The following is a 17,134-nucleotide window of genomic DNA, read 5'->3' as shown; positions in this document are numbered from 1 at the left end:
GAACAGCGTCCGGGAATCCGTCCTCTCCTGCGTCGAGCGACAGTTGTCGGACATCGATAGGGAGGACTATAGCGAGGTGAATACTCGCTTGGAATCAAATTCTATAGTGTTACTTCTACATTCTCTATAGAATATAGAAATGACACCTATCGATCTCAGCCCGGCCTTTGTCCGACTTGCGCGTTACATCCATGACCGCATCATTGCCGGCGAATGGTTGCCGGGGCAGGTACTGCCCGGCGAAGAAGCACTTGCGCAAGACATGAAGGTCAGCGTCGGTACCGTACGAAAGGCGTTCGACGTGCTAAGCGGCCAGGGATTGGTCACGCGCCATCGCGGACGCGGCACCTTCGTGACGCGTGCTACCAATGAGCGTGCTTTTACCAGCTTCTACCGGCTGACGGACCGCGTGGACGGCGTGCGACGCTTGCCCGAAGATACCTTGTTGTTGAAGGAGCGAGTCGTCGCAGATGCCGGCGAACGCGCTGCCCTCAAGCTGAACCCCGATGAACTGGTTTATCGCCTGCGCCGCCTGCGCGTCCTTGATGGCGCACCGCTGGTATTGGAGACAATCAGCTTCCCCTTCGCGCGCGTGGGGACCAAGGAATGGGGCGCTGATGGAGCGCCGTTTCATCTGGTCTATTCGTTTCTGGAACAGCAATGCGGCATCTCCGTAAGCCGTGTCGAAGATCGGCTGCGAGCATGCCTGTTGCCCAAGAAAGTGGCGAAGGAGTTTGGTCTGCCTGCCGGTCATCCGGTATTGCTTTCTCTGCGTACCGGCTACGACTTGCGCGGAGAACCGGTGGAATTCAGATCGTCATGGATGGCGACCGATACCCATGACTATCTCAGTGAACTCCGCTGGGCCGCCGCTACGGATAGTTATTGAATTTGCGTCGAGTGTTGATTTTTCTCAGCTTGCCTGCGCTGCGCCGCCGTGCGCGCATTGCATCACGATTTCGTGAACGAACTTCAGCTTCGCCAGCACCGGTGTCGACAAAGTAAACGGATAGGAATCAGGCATGCCGATACTGCGATTCAGACTGTTGAGCACATAGGTCAGCGCAAACCATTCGACGATCAGTTCTTCGAATGACGCCGCATCCACGGGCGAAGTGCCGATCGTCAGGTTTTGCTCGCGCCGGTTCTTCGGACGCAGCTGTACGCCGCAAGAGTAGGCGGTCTCCAGGGTATCGAACATGTGCAGATAGTGCGCCCAGGTTTCCGCCCAGTCTTCCCAGGGATGGCTGCCGGCATACACGCTGACGAACTGCTGGTTCCAGTCCGGCGACGGGCCGTTGCCGTAATGGCGTTGCAGGCTCTCTGCGTAGTTGACGGTCTCGTCGCCGAACAGCTGGCGGAATGCATCGATCCGGTCGGTACCGGCGATCAGGCGATCGAAATAGTAGTGTCCGCTCTCATGCCGGAAATGGCCGAGCAATGTCCGATACGGCTCCGCCATTTGTTCGCGCATTTTTTCCCGGTAGGCGGGGTCTGCTTCGGCGATGTTGATGGTAATGACGCCTTCGGCATGGCCGGTCAGCACGCGCGGTCCGTGCGGCACATCCTCCAGGAATTCAAACGCCAGACCGGCATGTTGATCCTCCGGCTTGGACGTCGGCTGCAGATTCAAGGTCCACAGCGTATGCAGCAGGCGACGCTTGGCCACTTCGAGACGCCGCCAGAGAATGCGGTTCTGGTCGACCGCAAGAGAAGGGATGACCGTGGTCAGGCGACACGAGGCGCAGAGCGTATCGTCGTCGCCGGCGTCGATCATCCAGTTGCATACATCTTCCTGTGCATAGTTGCTGCACTGCCTGAAGATGCGTCCCTCATTGACCGGATTGATGCTGCGCCAGCGGCCGGTGCTGCCTGCATCCGGTTCATCGCTCTCGGGCGTGAAGCTGCTGATGATCTGGTGTTCCGGCTGATAACCCAACAGCCAGCCGCAGTGTTCGCAGCGCGTATTTTCAAAGAAAACCTGCCGTGTGCAATTGTCGCAATGAAACGTCTTCATGCCGTGTCCAGTCTCGCCAGGTGAGTGCATCGGGCCGCCGATGCAGCGTAGCGCATCGTGGCATGTATAGTGAAGCTGCATCATGACAGACTCTTAAAACCGCGGTCTTGTTCCTGCATCGCCGGCAGCATCCGAACACATCTAAGCACACCTCGCCGCACAGAGGGCCTCACGGCAATAACCGTTGCTCTTGCCGCAAGTCCTACGAAATATCCCGCCATCGTCCTATGGCCCGGGAGCAGCCGCCCCGGTACATTTTCTGTGTCTTGACGCAAGACAAGAACCAAGAAGCCAATCGAGCGCTCGCTACCCGGCGTCCTCTCTGCGGCGTGTCAATCACAGGAGACCATCATGCTAAATCGTACTCTGCACGACCCCGACATCGAGGCGGGCGGATCCGCCTCGTCAGGCGTGTCCTGGGGAGCCATTCTCGCGGGCGCATTTGCCGCTGCAGCGCTGTCGTTCATTCTGGTGATCCTCGGCTTCGGCCTGGGATTGTCATCGGTATCACCGTGGTCGGGCAGCGGCCTCAGCGCCCAGACCATAGGCTATTCCACTGTCGCGTGGATTACGTTCACGCAGATCGCGGCTTCGGCCATCGGCGGTTATATCGCCGGACGGCTGCGCGTGAAGTGGGCCAATGTGCATACGGATGAAGTGTATTTTCGCGACACCGCCCACGGATTTCTGGCATGGGCCGTCGCTTCGCTTGCGACTGCGGCCCTGCTCAGCAGCGCGATCGGCAGTGTAGTGTCCAGCGGCGCCAAGGTAGCCGGCTCGGCCGGTGCAGCGGTTGCTACGGTCGGTGCTGCGGGCGGTGCGGCCATGGCTTCCGACGCCGGCGGAAATGGCAATGGAAATAACATTGGCAACGCTGCCGACGGCATGTCGGGCTATTTCATTGATACGCTGTTCCGCCCTACGGCAAGCACAGGCTCGGCACAGACAGGTGCGCCTGCCGCACCCGGATCGGATGCTGCTCCTGCGCTTGCGCCGCTGGCCGATGGTCGAGACAACGCCGTCACGCCTGGGCAACGTGCTGAAGTCACGCGTATTTTTGCCAATGCCTTGCGAACCGGCGCGCTGCCTGACGCCGACAAAACCTACGTGGCGCAAGTCGTCGCCAGACGCACAGGCATGAGCCAGGCGGATGCAGAAAAGCGCGTCTCCGACACGTATGCCACCTACAAGAAAAATATTGACGACGCCACCGTGAAGGCCAAGGATGCAGCGGATAGCGCACGCAAGGCTGCCGCCTACGGTTCGCTGTGGATGTTCGTCGCCTTGCTGTGCGGCGCCTTCATCGCCAGCTTCGCGGCCACTTACGGCGGCCGCCTGCGCGACCGCGTTGTCTTTACCGCTGTGGAACCGCGCGTCACCGGTTCCGCTGACCCTGTCACCATTTCCTAGGAGATCACCATGCCGGCTATTCTGCTCTGGTTACTGGGCGTACCTATCCCCATCATCATTCTGCTCGTGCTGTTCATGCACTGAGTGTGAAGCGATAAAAAGCAAAGCCGCACCAAATCCTGGTGCGGCTTTTTTATGTCGATCAACAGGGCCGGACTCAGTATTTCATCCGCTCGAGATCTGCGATCAGTCCCGGTCCGGTCGGGCTCCATGCCATTTTCTGCTGTGTCTGCACGCTGGAGGCTGGAAGGTCCCGCCCGATAAAATCACCAAGCCAGCCGAAATGCGCCGGCGCTTCTTCGGCGGAAATGCTCACCGCCGGTATCTGCAATCCTCGGCCGATGACCTCGGCGATGTCCCGCAGCGAGATGCCCTCTTCCGCAACGGCATGGTATCTGCTGCCGGCTTCCCGCCGCTCCACTGCCAGCCGGTAAAGACGGGCGGCATCGCTGACATGCACCGCCGGCCAGCGATTGCTGCCGTCGCCGACGAATGCGGAGACACCCTTCTCCCGCGCAATCTGAATCAACGGACTGATGAGACCTTGCCGCACCGTGTCGTGAACCTGGGGCAAGCGCACAACCGACACATTGACGCCGCGTTCAGCCACGGCAATGCCGGCCAGTTCCGATGCCTTGCGCGGATTGGGATGGTTGGGATTGAAATTTTCTTCCGTCGCAGGACGGCCGGGCACAGCCGCGCCCATTCCGGTGCCGGAAGTAATGACCAGCGGGCGATCGGTACCCGCGAGCGCAGCGCCCATTGCCTCGATGGCTTGCCGGTCTGCTTCGCAGTTGGCGACGAACCTGGAGAAGTCGTGGTTGAAAGCCGTGTGGATGACGCCGTCCGCCGCCGCAGCGCCGCGACGCAGGCTGTCCAGATCCTCCAGGTCGCCACGAAAAACTTCCGCCCCGGCCGCTACGAGGGAGTGCGCCCCCGCTTCCGAACGCGTCAGTCCGAGCACCTGATGACCGGCCTTGATAAGTTCTGCGACGATGGTTGCTCCGATGAAACCGGTCGCACCGGTTACAAAAATACGCATGATGAATTCACCTTTGCTTCAGTTGAGAACTGCGAATGCAGTCCGATGAAAGTGAATATAGGCGCTTGTATCGATACCATCAATGCGATAAAGTCCGCATTATTGGCTCAATCGTCCTGAATCTATGGATCCTCTATCAGATGTATTGTCGCTGTTCAAACCGCGCAGTTATGTCGCGGGCGGTTTCGAGATTCCCGGCGAGACGGCGATTCAATGGCCGGAACATCCCGGCATCAAATGTTATGCCGTGGTGTCCGGTCAATGCTGGCTGTCGGTGGAAGGCGTAGCCGAGGCAGTCTTGCTCACCGCCGGCGAATGCTATCTGCTGCCGCCCGGACCGCCGTTCCGTCTGGCGACCGATTTGTCGGCGCCGCCGGTCGACTTCCGGCTGCTGCGCGAAAAATGGCGGGAGCAGCCAGAGACTGCCGAGAAGAAAGAAGGGAGCTGCTATCTGGTCGGCGGCCATTTTGTGCTCACCGGCGGTCATGCCGATTTTTTGCTGAGTTCGCTGCTGCCCATCGTGCATATTCGCAAAGAGTCGGATAAGGCGGCCATGCGATGGTCGCTGGAACGCATGAAGGAAGAAGTGCGCGATCCGCAACCGGGAGGTTCGTTGATCACGCAACAGCTGGCTTACATGATGCTGGTTCAGGCGCTGCGGCTGCATCTGGCGGACGATGTGACGCAAGGCGTGGGCTGGCTGTTCGCCCTGGCCGACAAGCAGATGGGCGCCGCCATTCGCTGCATGCACGACGACCCCGGACACGGCTGGACATTGCAGGCCCTTGCAGAGCGCGTAGGCATGTCGCGCTCCGTCTTCGCCTTGCGCTTCAGGCAGACGGTGGGGACGACTCCCATGGAGTACCTCACGCGATGGCGAATGATGCTGGCCGGCGATCGCCTGAAGAATTCACGCGAGTCGACTTCCGCCATCGCCCTGTCGCTCGGCTATGAATCCGAGAGCGCCTTCGGCAAAGCATTCAAAAGAGTCATGGGTTGTTCGCCGCGGGAGCACGGCCGTGGAACTGCGCCGCAGACCGTCGTATCGGCCGTGAACGACGCCGGCGGCAATCCGCAGGCCGGCGGCGCGAGCGTTTCCTTGTCATAGACGCGGATGCTAACCGGCGGCGGACGACTGGATGAACTCGATGAATGCGCGCAACGGCGCCGGCAAATGGCGTCGGCCTGAGTAGTACAAGAACGGTCCGGGAAACCGCAGCCACCAGTCCTGCAATACCGGCTGCAGCTGGCCGGACGTCATATACGGCTCCAGCCATTCTTCAAACAGATAGATCAGCCCGTGTCCCGCCACGGCTGCGCTGACTGCCAGGTCGGCCACGGTCGGCGTGACGATCAGAGGGCCGTCCGGCTCGACCGTAAGCGTCTGCCCGTCGCGCTCGAACTCCCACGGATAAACGGCGCCGCTCAGAAATTTTCCCCGCAGACAGGCGTGCTGGAGCAAGTCGCGCGGATGCTGCGGCACGCCGCGCCGCGCAAGATATGACGGCGCCGCCGCCACCGCGAAACGTTGCGTGCGCGGACCGATGGGCACGGCGATCATGTCTTGCTCCAGCCGCTCGCCATACCGGATGCCGGCGTCGCAGCCACTGGCGACGACGTCGACAAAATTGTTGTCGACGACCAGCTCCAGCATGATTTCCGGATAGAGACCGAGGAATTGATTGACCATCGGCTGCAGGAAAAAACGCGCCGCGCTTACCGGCACATTCAATCGCAATGTCCCGCGCGGCCGGTCGCGCAAATCGTTGAGCACATCGAGCGCATTAGCGACTTCATCGAGCGCCGGCCGCAAGCGGCTCAGCAACAATGCGCCGGCTTCGGTTGGCGTCACACTGCGCGTGGTGCGCAGCAGAAGACGAATGCCGAGTTTGTTTTCCAGCCGGCGCACCGCTTCGCTCAGCGCCGATGCGGACTGCCCGCTGGCGCGTCCGGCCTGGCGGAAGCCCTGATGTTGGACCACAAGGGCAAAGGTCGACAAGTCTGCCATGGAGTGAATGTCTGTAGTCATCGCGGCGGCCACCTTTATTGTGCGGAATTTCGTACAGCCCGTACGGCATTGCCCGGATTATCACACGGCCCGGTCTTCATTACCATGCACTTATGCCGCGATGCCGGCGCCGACTCAGCTGCCCGGCAAATTGCCCGCCCATTCAATCCCACGTTCAGGAGCTTCAATGACCGCCTATTCACCTTCCCGCGACCAGTTTTCTCCCGCCCATTGCGACATCCGCTTCAACCGTGTCGGTTACGGCGCCATGCAGCTGGCCGGCCCGCATGTATGGGGGCCGCCAAAAGACCGCGCCGCCGCCGTCGCCGTCCTGCGCGAAGCCGTCGAACTGGGGATCAACCATATCGACACCTCGGACTTCTACGGCCCGCACGTCACCAACCGGATCATCCGGGAAGCGCTGCATCCATACCGCGACGGCCTGACCCTTGTCACGAAGATAGGCTTTCTGCGAGGCGAAGATCAATCCTGGATACCGGCGGCATCAGCGCAGCAATTGCGCGACGCAGTGCATGACAACTTGCGCAACCTGCAACTGGAAGCGCTGGATGTGGTCAACCTGCGCGCCCCGGGCCTGGAAGGTCCTGATAGCTCGTCGATCGGCGAGGCGCTGCAGGTGCTTGTGCGCATGAAAGAAGAAGGCCTCATCCGGCATATCGGACTCAGCAACGTCAACGCGCAGCAATTGGCGGAAGCGCAGCAGATCACCAGCATCGTGTGCGTGCAGAACATGTACAACCTGGCTGCTCGTGGCGACGATGGCTTGATCGATACGCTGGCGGCACAAGGCATTGCTTACGTGCCGTTTTTCCCGCTTGGCGGATTTTCGCCGTTGCAATCGGAGACCCTGACGCGCGTCGCCGCCTCCATGCAAGCAACGCCGATGCAAGTGGTGCTGGCCTGGCTGCTGCAGCGCGCGCCAAACATTCTGGTGATCCCCGGCACGTCGTCGGTAGCGCACTTGCGCGAGAACGTCGCCGCCGGCGCATTGCAGCTGGATGCAGCGGCATTGGCGGCGCTGAACGCCATGTAGTCGGCAGGCGCAGAGACGGTGGGCGGCGCGTGCGACTTCAGCCGCGCCGGGCGGCGTCAATCGCCGCGATGTCGATCTTTTTCATCTGCATCATGGCCTCAAAGGCACGCCTGGCGGCAGCCGGGTCCGGGTCGACGATTGCGGCCGTCAGCGCGCGCGGCGTGATCTGCCAGGACAGGCCCCACTTGTCCTTGCACCAGCCGCACGCGCTTTCCTGGCCGCCGTTGCCGACGACTGCATTCCACAGACGATCCGTTTCGGCCTGATCGTCGGTCGCAACCTGGAACGAAAAAGCTTCGCTGTGCTTGAATGCCGAACCGCCGTTCAGACCAAGACAAGGGATGCCCATCACCGTAAACTGGACCGTCAGGACATCACCTTCCTTGCCCGAGGGATAGTCGCCCGGTGCGCGATGCACGGCATCCACCGCGCTGTCCGGAAAGGTCGCGGCGTAAAACGTCGCTGCTTCCAATGCGGTGCCGTCGTACCAGAGACAAATCGTGTTTTTGCTGACCATTCTCCGCTCTCCTTTTGGATGTGAATAAAAAGACAATCCTCTCCCGCCATCGCCTGGAATCCGGATTGCGTTCCTTGCTGCATACCTCCTTCGATGCGACTTCCGAAGAATAGTGCCGGCAAAGAATCCGGCGATCGCCCGCGATTTCAGGCGACACCGGCGAACGTTTTTAGCGGAAGCCCTTTCAGACGCCGGCAGGTTCCTCTGTTCTGTACCGTTTGCACGCTCACTTCCATATCGGCTTCGGACAGACCTGTGCGGCAGACGGCGATTCTGGCGCCGCCAGCACGTTTCCATCAGACGCGGCATAATGCCCGACACCAGCCACCCATCTGACGGTCGCCGCTCCATCGACCGACGCAGCCGATGCTGCGGTGAATCAGGCAGCCATCTCCTAACCGACATCATGTCCGAATCCATTCAAACCAAACGCCACCTCGTCATCGCCGCGGTGATGGCCTCCATGGCAATGGTCGCGCTCGAAGCCACCATTGTCGCCACCGCCATGCCACAAATCGTCACGCAACTCGGCGGTCTGCATCTGTATAGCTGGGTCTTCTCCTCGTTCCTGCTCACGCAGACGGCAATGACAGTGGTGTTCGGAAAACTCTCCGATGTGTACGGCCGCAAGCCGGTCATGCTGGCCGGCGTTGCGATCTTCCTGCTGGGCTCGGTGCTGGCGGGTTTCGCCTGGTCGATGCCGGCGATGATCGTGTTTCGCCTGATTCAGGGTGTCGGCGCCGGCGCCATTCAGCCGGTGTCGATGACCATCGTCGCCGATCTTTATCCGGCGCGCGAACGCGGCAAGGTGCAAGGCTATCTGGCCAGCGTCTGGGCGATTTCCGCCGTGCTCGGTCCGCTGGTCGGCAGCCTGATCATTCACGATATGTCATGGTCCTGGATTTTCTGGCTCAACGTGCCGATCGGCCTGGCCGCTGCCGTCGGCTTTGTCATGTTCCTGCGTGAAGGCGACAAGCATGAAAAGCCGTCGCTCGATATTCCCGGCGCCATTTTGTTTACTGCCGCGATCGGCGCGCTGATGTTTGCATTGACCGATATCGGCGCCTCCAATACGGAACACGCCGTAATCGAACTGGCGATATTCATCGCCTGTACCGTGCTGTTCGTCTGGCAGGAACGACGGGCGGCCGACCCGATGATTTCATTCAGCATCTGGGCTCATCGCCCGATTGCCGCGTCGAATTGCGCGACGGTATTCGTGGGCATGGCGATGATGGGATTGACGACTTTCCTGCCGGTGTATGTGCAGGGCGTCTTGCATCGCACGCCGGTCGTCGCCGGTCTGGCCCTGACCATGATGATGGTCGGCTGGCCGTTGGGCGCCACCACCACGGCGAAGTCGCTGCATCGCTTCGGACTGCGTCAGCTGATGGTGTTCGGCAGCGGCGTGATCCCGCTGGGCGCGCTGTTTTTTGTATTGCTCACACCCGACAGCTCACCGCTGCAAGCCGGTATCGGTTCGCTGGTCATGGGACTGGGCATGGGTATCGCCAGCGTCAGTTCACTGGTGCTGATTCAGGAAATCGTGGAGCCGCGGCAACGCGGCAGTGCGACGGCATCGAATCTGTTTTCGCGCAATCTGGGCAACACCCTGGGTGCGACGCTGTTCGGTGCGGTGCTCAATTACGGACTCGCGCATGCGCCTGGTTCGGTGCCGGTGACGGCCGACCAGATCAAACATTTGCTCGACTCACAGGCCGGTAGCGGCTTGCAGAATGCAGCTGTGCAGGACGCCTTGCATCATTCGCTGCACATTACCTTTGTAATGATGTTTGTCATTGCCATCGCGGTGCTGCTGGCGGCGATGGTGGTGCCGCATATTTCGCTGCGCCGCAACGTGCAGATCTCCCCGCACGAAAATCTTTGATATCTCCGATGTCTTGAATAACAAGCCTGTCAGCTGTCATGGCTGACAGACTTGTCTCATTCTACGCATCCGATGCGTGACGGCTGCCTCAGTCTCCTCTTTTCGCATCCAGCGCCGCCCGAAAGCAAAGCCCTGCCAGGATGACGGCCGCAATGGCCAGCACGTACGCCAGACTCTCTCCGTGAAACAGGTTGTGCAGCTTGCGCTTGTAGGCAGCGACAATCATGGCGGGCGTACCGCCGAACCTCTGCACGCTGTCGGCATCCTGCTTCGACTCTTCACTCTCATATGCCTGGCCGCCGATGAGGCGGTACTGCGCCGATGCGCTCTCAACCGCTCTGGTTTTGATCAGGTAGGCACCCGCAAAACCGGCGATGAGAATCACGATTCCCAGCACCAGCCAGAATCTGAACGCTGACGAATTTCCTTGCATGCTTGCTTCCTTTTATATAGCCCCGGGAGGGAACCCCGCAGTTGCTCCGAGTTGCTCGGAGTTGCTCCGGAAAGGAATTTATCATTGATCAAGGCCATGCGTACGAAGCATTTCATGACGATACCGTGTAAATTGTGAGCCAGTGGCGGTGTTGCGATCACCTCCACCTGCATGAACCATTCGCACAATCTGACATTATTAAAAAAGGATCTCATATGCGTCAAAACATCATGGTTCTCTCAATTGCAGTCGTCGGTGCGTTCGTAGCCGGAATTGCGGTATCGCCATTGGCACAGCACGCGATTTCCACGGCACACGCGGAACAGGCGCCGCTGGCGCCGGCGGTGATCGATCTTAATACGATCACCCACGCCATGCTTCCCAAGACACCGTATCCGGAGTTGAACTCCAAGACCCTGGTCAATACGGACAACGCCACGATTAATCTCCAGTCGGGCAACGTCAACAAACACATTCACGCCAAGACCGACGAGATCCAGTACATCATCGAAGGCAGCGGGTCGATGTGGCTGGGCGGCGAACTCAAGGAATTCAAACCGGGCACGCTGATCATCATCCCCAAAGGCACGCCGCACGCAGGCGCTGTCGTCACCAGCGGCCCGGTCAAAGCAATTGCAATCAAGATCCCTCCTCAGGGCAAGGACGATATCGTGTTTGTTGACTGAGCATCTGCATCCGGGGCTTTTAACCCTCTGACAGCGGGCCGGGCGAGCTCACGGCCCTGCTGTCATGCCCTGCAATTGACGAAGCGGATTGAGCGGGCCAAGCCGGATCAACTCAAAATGCATGAAATGCGCCGCCCCCAAAGGCAGCTTCTCAAGCAGCTCATGGGCGATCCGGACATCCGTCACATTAAGGATGAACGCCACGCCGGTTTGGTCCTGCAGCGAGAACCATTGATCGATCTTACCGTCCAGATATAGCTTTACCGTCTCTCGCACTTCGGCCGGCAGGAGGACGCGTGCCGCAGCAAGATCACCCGGATTGATTGTGCCGATGGCAAGAATTCTTGTCGTAGGCACTGGCGTATTTGCTGTATCGCTTGCCTGCGCACGTGCCGATACCGGACTGACCAGGATCGCCAGTGCAGCGAAGAAAAACGCGATGGCTGTTTTCATATTTACTCTCTACCCGGAAGACCTGTGCGATAAGCCTCAGCGACACGCTGACGATACCGGCATCACACAAGGCGTCATGCCGAAGACTTGAATCCTCTGAATCCAAGCCCTCGTATACACAGTCTGGTGCGTACGACTTATTTATCCTGAATCAGCATGCCGAGCGGCGCCAGCGGGCCGACCGGCATCAGATCGAAAGTCATCAGGCCTGCGGCCGTCAGCGGCAGCGCATCGACTGCCGTCTTGGCCTGTGCGACCGACTCGACGTTCATGAGGAAGATCACGCCGACCGCGTTTTCACGCAACCAGAATTGCTCGATCTTGCCTTCGAGATAAAGCTTGAGCGTGGCCGGTACTTCTTTCGGCATGATCTGCTGCCGCTGTTCCGGCGTAGGTGCTTGAATAATGGTGCCAATTGCCATGACCTTCATGATAGATCTCCGTTTCAAAAGTGCGGGATAGATGACGAGCGTTGAGAATAGCCTCTCACGCCAAAAACTCACATCGTCGTAAACGACAGTTTTCATATCATTTACGACACATGCGATTGAGGCTCAGTCTAGACCTTGACCGGCAAAAACCGTATAGTCGTAAGCGACAACTTTAAGGTCATTTACGCCATGCGCATTTCTATCCTCGCTCTCGACGGCGTGTTCGACACCGGACTCACGGTTGCACTCGATACATTCACTCTCGCCAACAAGTTCGCCGCCATGCAAAGGCGCGGCAAACCCGCTTTCGAACTTTCTATCGTCGGCATGCGCAAGAAGGTGCGCTCGGGACAAGGCTTGATCATCCCGGTGCAGGCGGTGACGCAACAACTGAAACCGGACTGGGTCATCGTGCCGGCGCTCAATACCGGCACCCCAGACGTCCTGGTGCCGGCGCTCGAACGGCGCGATGTGAAACAGGCCAAGCAGCAACTGTTGCAATGGCATGCCGACGGCGCAAAGATCGCGGCGTCCTGCATCGGCACCTTCCTGCTGGCGGATGCCGGGCTGCTCGATCATCAGGAGGCGACGACGACCTGGTGGCTGGCGCCGCTGTTCCGTCAGCGCTATCCAAACGTGCTGCTGGACGAGTCGCGCATGCTGGTGCCGTCGAAGGTCGGCGTGACCGCAGGTGCGGCCATGGGCCATCTCGATCTGGCGCTCTGGCTGGTGCGCAAGGCCAGCCCGGAGCTGGCGGCGCTTGTTTCGCGCTACCTGCTGGCCGACATCCGCTCGCTGCAAGCGCCTTACATCATCCCCAATCATCTGGCGCAGGCCGATCCCCTCATCCTGCGTTTTGAACGCTGGGCGCGGGATCGTCTCAAGCAGGGATTTTCGCTGGAAGCAGCGGCAGATACGCTGGCGGTCAGTCCGCGCTCGTTACAACGGCGCTGCCAGGAAGTGCTCGGCAAATCGCCACTGGCCTACTTCCAGGATCTGCGCGTGGAGCGCGCGCAATCGCTGCTGCATGGTAGCGGCCTCGATCTCGACGCCATCGCTGCCGAAGTCGGCTACGCCGATGGCGCAACATTGGGAACGCTCCTGCGCCAGCGGCTGGGACGCGGCGTGCGGGATCTGCGCACCGATCTGCGCTGACAATTTAAGTTTTGAGAGATGAGGGAGAAGGACGATGCTTCGGGGCGAACCGTAGCGACATGCGGCGATGTGTACCCGTGCCGGAGACGCTCTCCGGCACGGGCAGGTACTGACTCAACGATCAGCGCTTCAGTTGCGACAGATCACGCACCGCACCGCGATCGGCCGACGTGGTCAGCGCAGCGTAAGCTTGCAATGCTTGCGACACCACGCGCTCGCGACCCAGCGGTTGCCATGCGTCATGACCGCGCGCTTCCATCTTGACGCGGCGTTGCGCCAGATCTTCGGCGGCGACGCGCAGGTTGATGGTGCGGGCCGGGATGTCGATGTCGATCATGTCGCCTTCTTCCACCAGACCGATGGCGCCGCCTTCGGCCGCTTCCGGCGAAGCGTGGCCGATCACCAGACCGGAGGAGCCGCCGGAGAAGCGGCCGTCGGTGAACAAGGCGCATGCTTTGCCGAGGCCCTTGGACTTGATGTACGACGTCGGGTACAGCATCTCCTGCATGCCCGGACCGCCCTTCGGACCTTCGTAGCGAATGATGACGACGTCGCCGGCGTGCACGGTGTCGCCGAGGATGCCTTCGACTGCGGCGTCCTGGCTTTCGAACACACGGGCCTTGCCGGAGAATTTCAGGATGCTTTCATCAACGCCGGCGGTCTTCACGATGCAACCTTTTTCAGCGATATTGCCGTACAACACAGCCAGGCCACCGTCTTTGGAATAGGCATGCTCGCGATCGCGGATGCAACCGGCGCTGCGGTCGAGATCGCCGTGTTCGTAACGCTCGGCCTGCGAGAACGCAGTCTGCGACGGCACGCCGCCTGGCGCTGCGCGGAACAGCTTGTGTACGGCGGCATCGCTGCTGACGCGGATGTCGTATTTCTCGATGGCTGCGCCCAGCGTCTTGCTGTGCACGGTCGGCAGCGACGTGTCGAGCAGACCGGCGCGCGCCAGTTCGCCCAGAATCGCAATGATGCCGCCGGCGCGGTGCACGTCTTCAATGTGGAACTTGTCGGTCATCGGCGCGACCTTGCACAGGCATGGCACCTTGCGCGAGATGCGGTCGATGTCGGCCATGGTGAATTCCACCTGCGCTTCATGCGCGGCGGCCAGCAAGTGCAGCACGGTGTTGGTGGAGCCGCCCATGGAGACGTCCAGCGCCATGGCGTTTTCAAATGCGGCCTTGCTGGCGATGCTGCGCGGCAGGACGGAGTAGTCGTCCTGCTCGTAATGGCGCCTGGCCAGTTCGACGATCAGGCGGCCGGCGCCGAGGAACAGTTCCTTGCGGTCGGCGTGCGTCGCCACGATAGTGCCGTTGCCCGGCAGCGCGAGGCCCAACGCTTCGGTCAGGCAATTCATTGAATTGGCGGTGAACATGCCGGAACAGGAACCGCAGGTCGGACAGGCGGAGCGTTCAATTTCAGCCACGTCTGCATCGGACACGGTGGAGTCGCCGGCCTTGATCATGGCATCGATCAGGTCGAGCTTGATGACTTTGCGGTCGTTGTTGACGACCTTGACCACCTTGCCGGCTTCCATCGGACCGCCGGAGACGAACACCACGGGGATGTTCAGACGCATCGCCGCCATCAGCATGCCCGGGGTGATCTTGTCGCAGTTGGAGATGCACACCATGGCATCGGCGCAGTGCGCGTTGACCATGTATTCGACCGAGTCGGCGATCAGGTCGCGCGACGGCAGCGAGTACAGCATGCCGCCGTGGCCCATGGCGATGCCGTCATCGACGGCGATGGTGTTGAATTCTTTCGCTACGCCGCCCGACGCTTCGATCTCGCGCGCCACCAGTTGGCCCAGGTCCTTCAGATGGACGTGGCCCGGCACGAATTGCGTGAACGAGTTGACCACCGCAACGATCGGCTTGTCGAAGTCGCCATCCTTCATGCCGGTGGCGCGCCACAGTGCGCGGGCGCCGGCCATATTGCGGCCTTGGGTGGTGGTACGGGAACGGTAAACTGGCATGATGGGTGTCTCCTCAGAGCAGCGAGCGAAAATGAAAACTGAAAATGGAAGCGCAAGGGTGCCGTTTTCGTTACCAGTTGTCCAATATATAATTGAATGCCCTGTAATTCGTATTGCATATTACAGACCGGTACGCCACACAGCGGTGAAATCAATTGCGCCCCAGGCTTGTCATGTTCTGCGCTCATTGCCAGAAACAACCACATCGATCAAACCATATTCTCTGGCGTCGTCTGCGGACATGAAATGATCGCGCTCCGAGTCGAATGCGATCTTCTCCGGGGGCCGGTCGCAGCGCTCGGCGAGGATGCTGTTCAGGCGTTCGCGCAGGTACAGGATCTCGCGCGCCTGGATGGCCACGTCGGCTGCTGTGCCCTGAGAACCGCCGGACGGCTGATGAATCATGATGCGCGCGTTCGGCAAGGCCAGGCGCTTGCCCCTGGCGCCCGCAGCAAGCAGGATGGAGCCCATGCTGGCTGCGAAGCCGGTGCATAAGGTGGACACCTGCGGGCGGATGAATTGCATGGTGTCGTAAATCGCGAGACCGGCATATACGCCGCCGCCGGGGGAATTGATGTAGAGCGAGATGTCCTTGTCGGGATCTTCGGATTCGAGAAACAGCAATTGAGCCACGATGAGATTGGCGGACTCGTCCGTCACCGGCCCGACCAAGAACACAATGCGCTCGCGCAGCAAGCGGGAATAAATATCATAGGCGCGTTCGGATCGCCCGGATTGCTCGATGACGGTGGGAATCATGCCGAGAGCGCGTGGGCTGTATGAATGCATGCGTCTGTCCTTTCAGGTAATGTGGATACCGGAACTTGACGCCGGCGGCGCATGGGCTGTGACAAGGAAAAAATATTTTTCATGTGCTGTCACGTTTTCCACCGGCCCATCGTCATGCAGGAGAGCCGGCTGACAACGCGCCGCATGCATCGGCCTTCAGCTCGTTGTCCCGACATGGAGAGATAAATGAAAGAAATGCTGACTGAGTCCACCTCTCTTTTTGAGGCTTCCCGCCGCCGGCTGCTGTCGATTTCCTATCGCATGCTGGGCAGTCTTTCGGAGGCGGAAGACGTGGTGCAGGAAACCTGGCTGCGCTGGCGCGAAACCGATCACCGCACACTGGCAACGCCGGTCGCCTGGCTGACCACGGTTGCGACGCGCATTGCCATCGATCGCTTACGGCATCTGCAACGCCAGCGCGCGGCAGAGTCGGCCCCCTGGCTGCCCGAGCCATGGCTGGACAGGCACGCGCCCTCTGCAGAAGATGCGGTATCGATGCTGTCCGATCTGTCTTATGGCGTGCTGTTGCTGCTGGAGCGCCTGAGTGCGGATGAAAGAGCCGCGCTGTTGCTCCACGAAGTATTCGACTGTCAGTACGACGAAATCGCCGCCACGCTCAACAAGACACCGGTGCATTGCCGCCAGCTGGTGCGGCGCGCCAAGGGCCGCGTGCAATCGGGCCGTGCACGCCGCGTCGCAGATCAGCAGCTGTGCGAACGGCTGGTGCAGGACTTCCTGGCGGCGATCGCGCATCAGGACAAGCAGGCGATGCTGCAGCTGCTGACGCCGGACGCCCTGGTCGTCGGCGACAGTCCCGGCGGCAACACGCCCGTCGCCAGTCTCGCAGCCACGCAGTCCGCCAGTCGATTTGCCGGTGCTCTGGCGTCGCTGGAACCGTCTGACCTGCAGGTCGGCGCGGTCTCCATCAACGGTGGGTGGGGCGCCACCATCGCCTGCCGCGGCCGGATTGTGCTGGCGCTCAGCTTTGAGATGGACGAAGAAGGCATCAGCACGATCTATGCCGTCGCCGATCAACGCAAGTTGAAGGCTTTCTCCGCACCGGTGCTCAGAAAGCATTGCGAAGCGCTGATCGCCGGCTTGTAAATCCAATGTGATGTATGACTTGATATCCTGGCTTACCGATTTGGCCTGAATGCGGGTCGCCGCATTTCTTCACGCAGTGTCGAAATCAGTCTCTTCCAGGAGCCGGTCTGACTGTTTGTTAAATCCCAACAATCTGCACTCCTTGCCGGCATCCCGATAGCCC

Annotated in this window: 17 protein-coding genes; 8 read left to right on the top strand and 9 right to left on the bottom strand. The window is 60.3% G+C overall.

Translation table 11 applies throughout. The annotated features are described in order from the left end of the window. Nucleotides 1–139 precede the first annotated feature (139 nt). A complete protein-coding gene (locus AC1RN6_RS06515) occupies nt 140–889 on the top strand; it encodes a GntR family transcriptional regulator (RefSeq protein WP_493003984.1) in 750 nt (249 codons plus the stop codon). 24 nt (nt 890–913) lie between these two features. Here AC1RN6_RS06515 and AC1RN6_RS06510 read toward each other — a convergent pair whose 3' ends face one another. After that, the gene (locus AC1RN6_RS06510; protein ID WP_493003983.1) at nt 914–2,017 is read right to left on the bottom strand and encodes a zinc-binding metallopeptidase family protein; all 1,104 of its coding nucleotides are present in this window, start codon (nt 2,015–2,017) and stop codon (nt 914–916) included. Between the two features lie 351 nt (nt 2,018–2,368). Between AC1RN6_RS06510 and AC1RN6_RS06505 the strand changes: the two genes are divergently transcribed. Beyond that, nucleotides 2,369–3,427 (top strand): hypothetical protein, encoded by a 1,059-nt coding sequence (locus AC1RN6_RS06505; RefSeq protein ID WP_493003982.1) that lies wholly within the window; start codon nt 2,369–2,371, stop codon nt 3,425–3,427. Between the two features lie 157 nt (nt 3,428–3,584). Here AC1RN6_RS06505 and AC1RN6_RS06500 read toward each other — a convergent pair whose 3' ends face one another. Further along, on the bottom strand, nt 3,585–4,469 hold the full coding sequence (locus AC1RN6_RS06500; RefSeq protein WP_493003981.1) for an SDR family oxidoreductase: 885 nt from the start codon (nt 4,467–4,469) through the stop codon (nt 3,585–3,587). Nucleotides 4,470–4,593: 124 nt separating this feature from the next. On the opposite strand from AC1RN6_RS06500, the gene AC1RN6_RS06495 reads away from it, so the two are divergent. Further along, nucleotides 4,594–5,577, top strand: a complete 984-nt coding sequence (locus tag AC1RN6_RS06495) for an AraC family transcriptional regulator (RefSeq protein ID WP_493003979.1) — start codon at nt 4,594–4,596, stop codon at nt 5,575–5,577. A 9-nt stretch (nt 5,578–5,586) separates the two neighbouring features. Here the strand turns inward: AC1RN6_RS06495 and AC1RN6_RS06490 are convergent, their stop codons facing one another. Continuing rightward, nucleotides 5,587–6,498, bottom strand: a complete 912-nt coding sequence (locus AC1RN6_RS06490; protein WP_493003977.1) for a LysR family transcriptional regulator — start codon at nt 6,496–6,498, stop codon at nt 5,587–5,589. A gap of 166 nt (nt 6,499–6,664) precedes the next feature. On the opposite strand from AC1RN6_RS06490, the gene AC1RN6_RS06485 reads away from it, so the two are divergent. Further along, nucleotides 6,665–7,531, top strand: a complete 867-nt coding sequence (locus AC1RN6_RS06485) for an oxidoreductase (RefSeq protein WP_493003976.1) — start codon at nt 6,665–6,667, stop codon at nt 7,529–7,531. A gap of 37 nt (nt 7,532–7,568) precedes the next feature. Here the strand turns inward: AC1RN6_RS06485 and AC1RN6_RS06480 are convergent, their stop codons facing one another. Beyond that, a complete protein-coding gene (locus AC1RN6_RS06480) occupies nt 7,569–8,048 on the bottom strand; it encodes a VOC family protein (RefSeq protein ID WP_493003974.1) in 480 nt (159 codons plus the stop codon). A gap of 406 nt (nt 8,049–8,454) precedes the next feature. Here AC1RN6_RS06480 and AC1RN6_RS06475 point away from each other — a divergent pair, with 406 nt between their 5' ends. Continuing rightward, on the top strand, nt 8,455–9,936 hold the full coding sequence (locus AC1RN6_RS06475) for an MDR family MFS transporter (RefSeq protein WP_493003972.1): 1,482 nt from the start codon (nt 8,455–8,457) through the stop codon (nt 9,934–9,936). An 88-nt stretch (nt 9,937–10,024) separates the two neighbouring features. On the opposite strand, the gene AC1RN6_RS06470 is transcribed toward AC1RN6_RS06475, so the two are convergent. Then, entirely contained in the window at nt 10,025–10,369 is a 345-nt protein-coding gene (locus AC1RN6_RS06470; RefSeq protein ID WP_493003970.1) for a hypothetical protein, read from the bottom strand. Nucleotides 10,370–10,584: 215 nt separating this feature from the next. Between AC1RN6_RS06470 and AC1RN6_RS06465 the strand changes: the two genes are divergently transcribed. Continuing rightward, the gene (locus tag AC1RN6_RS06465; RefSeq protein ID WP_493003969.1) at nt 10,585–11,055 is read left to right on the top strand and encodes a cupin domain-containing protein; all 471 of its coding nucleotides are present in this window, start codon (nt 10,585–10,587) and stop codon (nt 11,053–11,055) included. A gap of 48 nt (nt 11,056–11,103) precedes the next feature. Here the strand turns inward: AC1RN6_RS06465 and AC1RN6_RS06460 are convergent, their stop codons facing one another. Continuing rightward, nucleotides 11,104–11,508, bottom strand: coding sequence for a hypothetical protein (locus AC1RN6_RS06460; RefSeq protein ID WP_493003967.1), 405 nt, complete (start codon nt 11,506–11,508; stop codon nt 11,104–11,106). Nucleotides 11,509–11,645: 137 nt separating this feature from the next. Next, nucleotides 11,646–11,939 carry a hypothetical protein gene (locus tag AC1RN6_RS06455; protein WP_493003966.1) on the bottom strand — a complete coding sequence of 98 codons (294 nt, stop codon included), beginning with the start codon at nt 11,937–11,939 and terminating at the stop codon, nt 11,646–11,648. A gap of 189 nt (nt 11,940–12,128) precedes the next feature. Between AC1RN6_RS06455 and AC1RN6_RS06450 the strand changes: the two genes are divergently transcribed. Next, on the top strand, nt 12,129–13,094 hold the full coding sequence (locus AC1RN6_RS06450; protein WP_493003964.1) for a GlxA family transcriptional regulator: 966 nt from the start codon (nt 12,129–12,131) through the stop codon (nt 13,092–13,094). A gap of 121 nt (nt 13,095–13,215) precedes the next feature. Here AC1RN6_RS06450 and ilvD read toward each other — a convergent pair whose 3' ends face one another. After that, complete coding sequence (gene ilvD, locus AC1RN6_RS06445) at nt 13,216–15,078, bottom strand: dihydroxy-acid dehydratase (protein ID WP_493003962.1); 1,863 nt, start codon at nt 15,076–15,078, stop codon at nt 13,216–13,218. Between the two features lie 171 nt (nt 15,079–15,249). Next, a complete protein-coding gene (gene clpP / locus AC1RN6_RS06440; protein ID WP_493003960.1) occupies nt 15,250–15,867 on the bottom strand; it encodes an ATP-dependent Clp endopeptidase proteolytic subunit ClpP in 618 nt (205 codons plus the stop codon). A gap of 186 nt (nt 15,868–16,053) precedes the next feature. Between clpP and AC1RN6_RS06435 the strand changes: the two genes are divergently transcribed. After that, a complete protein-coding gene (locus AC1RN6_RS06435; protein ID WP_493003959.1) occupies nt 16,054–16,971 on the top strand; it encodes a sigma-70 family RNA polymerase sigma factor in 918 nt (305 codons plus the stop codon). Nucleotides 16,972–17,134: the final 163 nt, after the last annotated feature.

This window comes from Herbaspirillum sp. GW822-FHT03A08 (genome assembly GCF_058801885.1).
The sequence above is the reverse complement of the archived record's forward strand: the minus strand, read 5'-3'. Positions and strand labels throughout refer to the sequence as shown.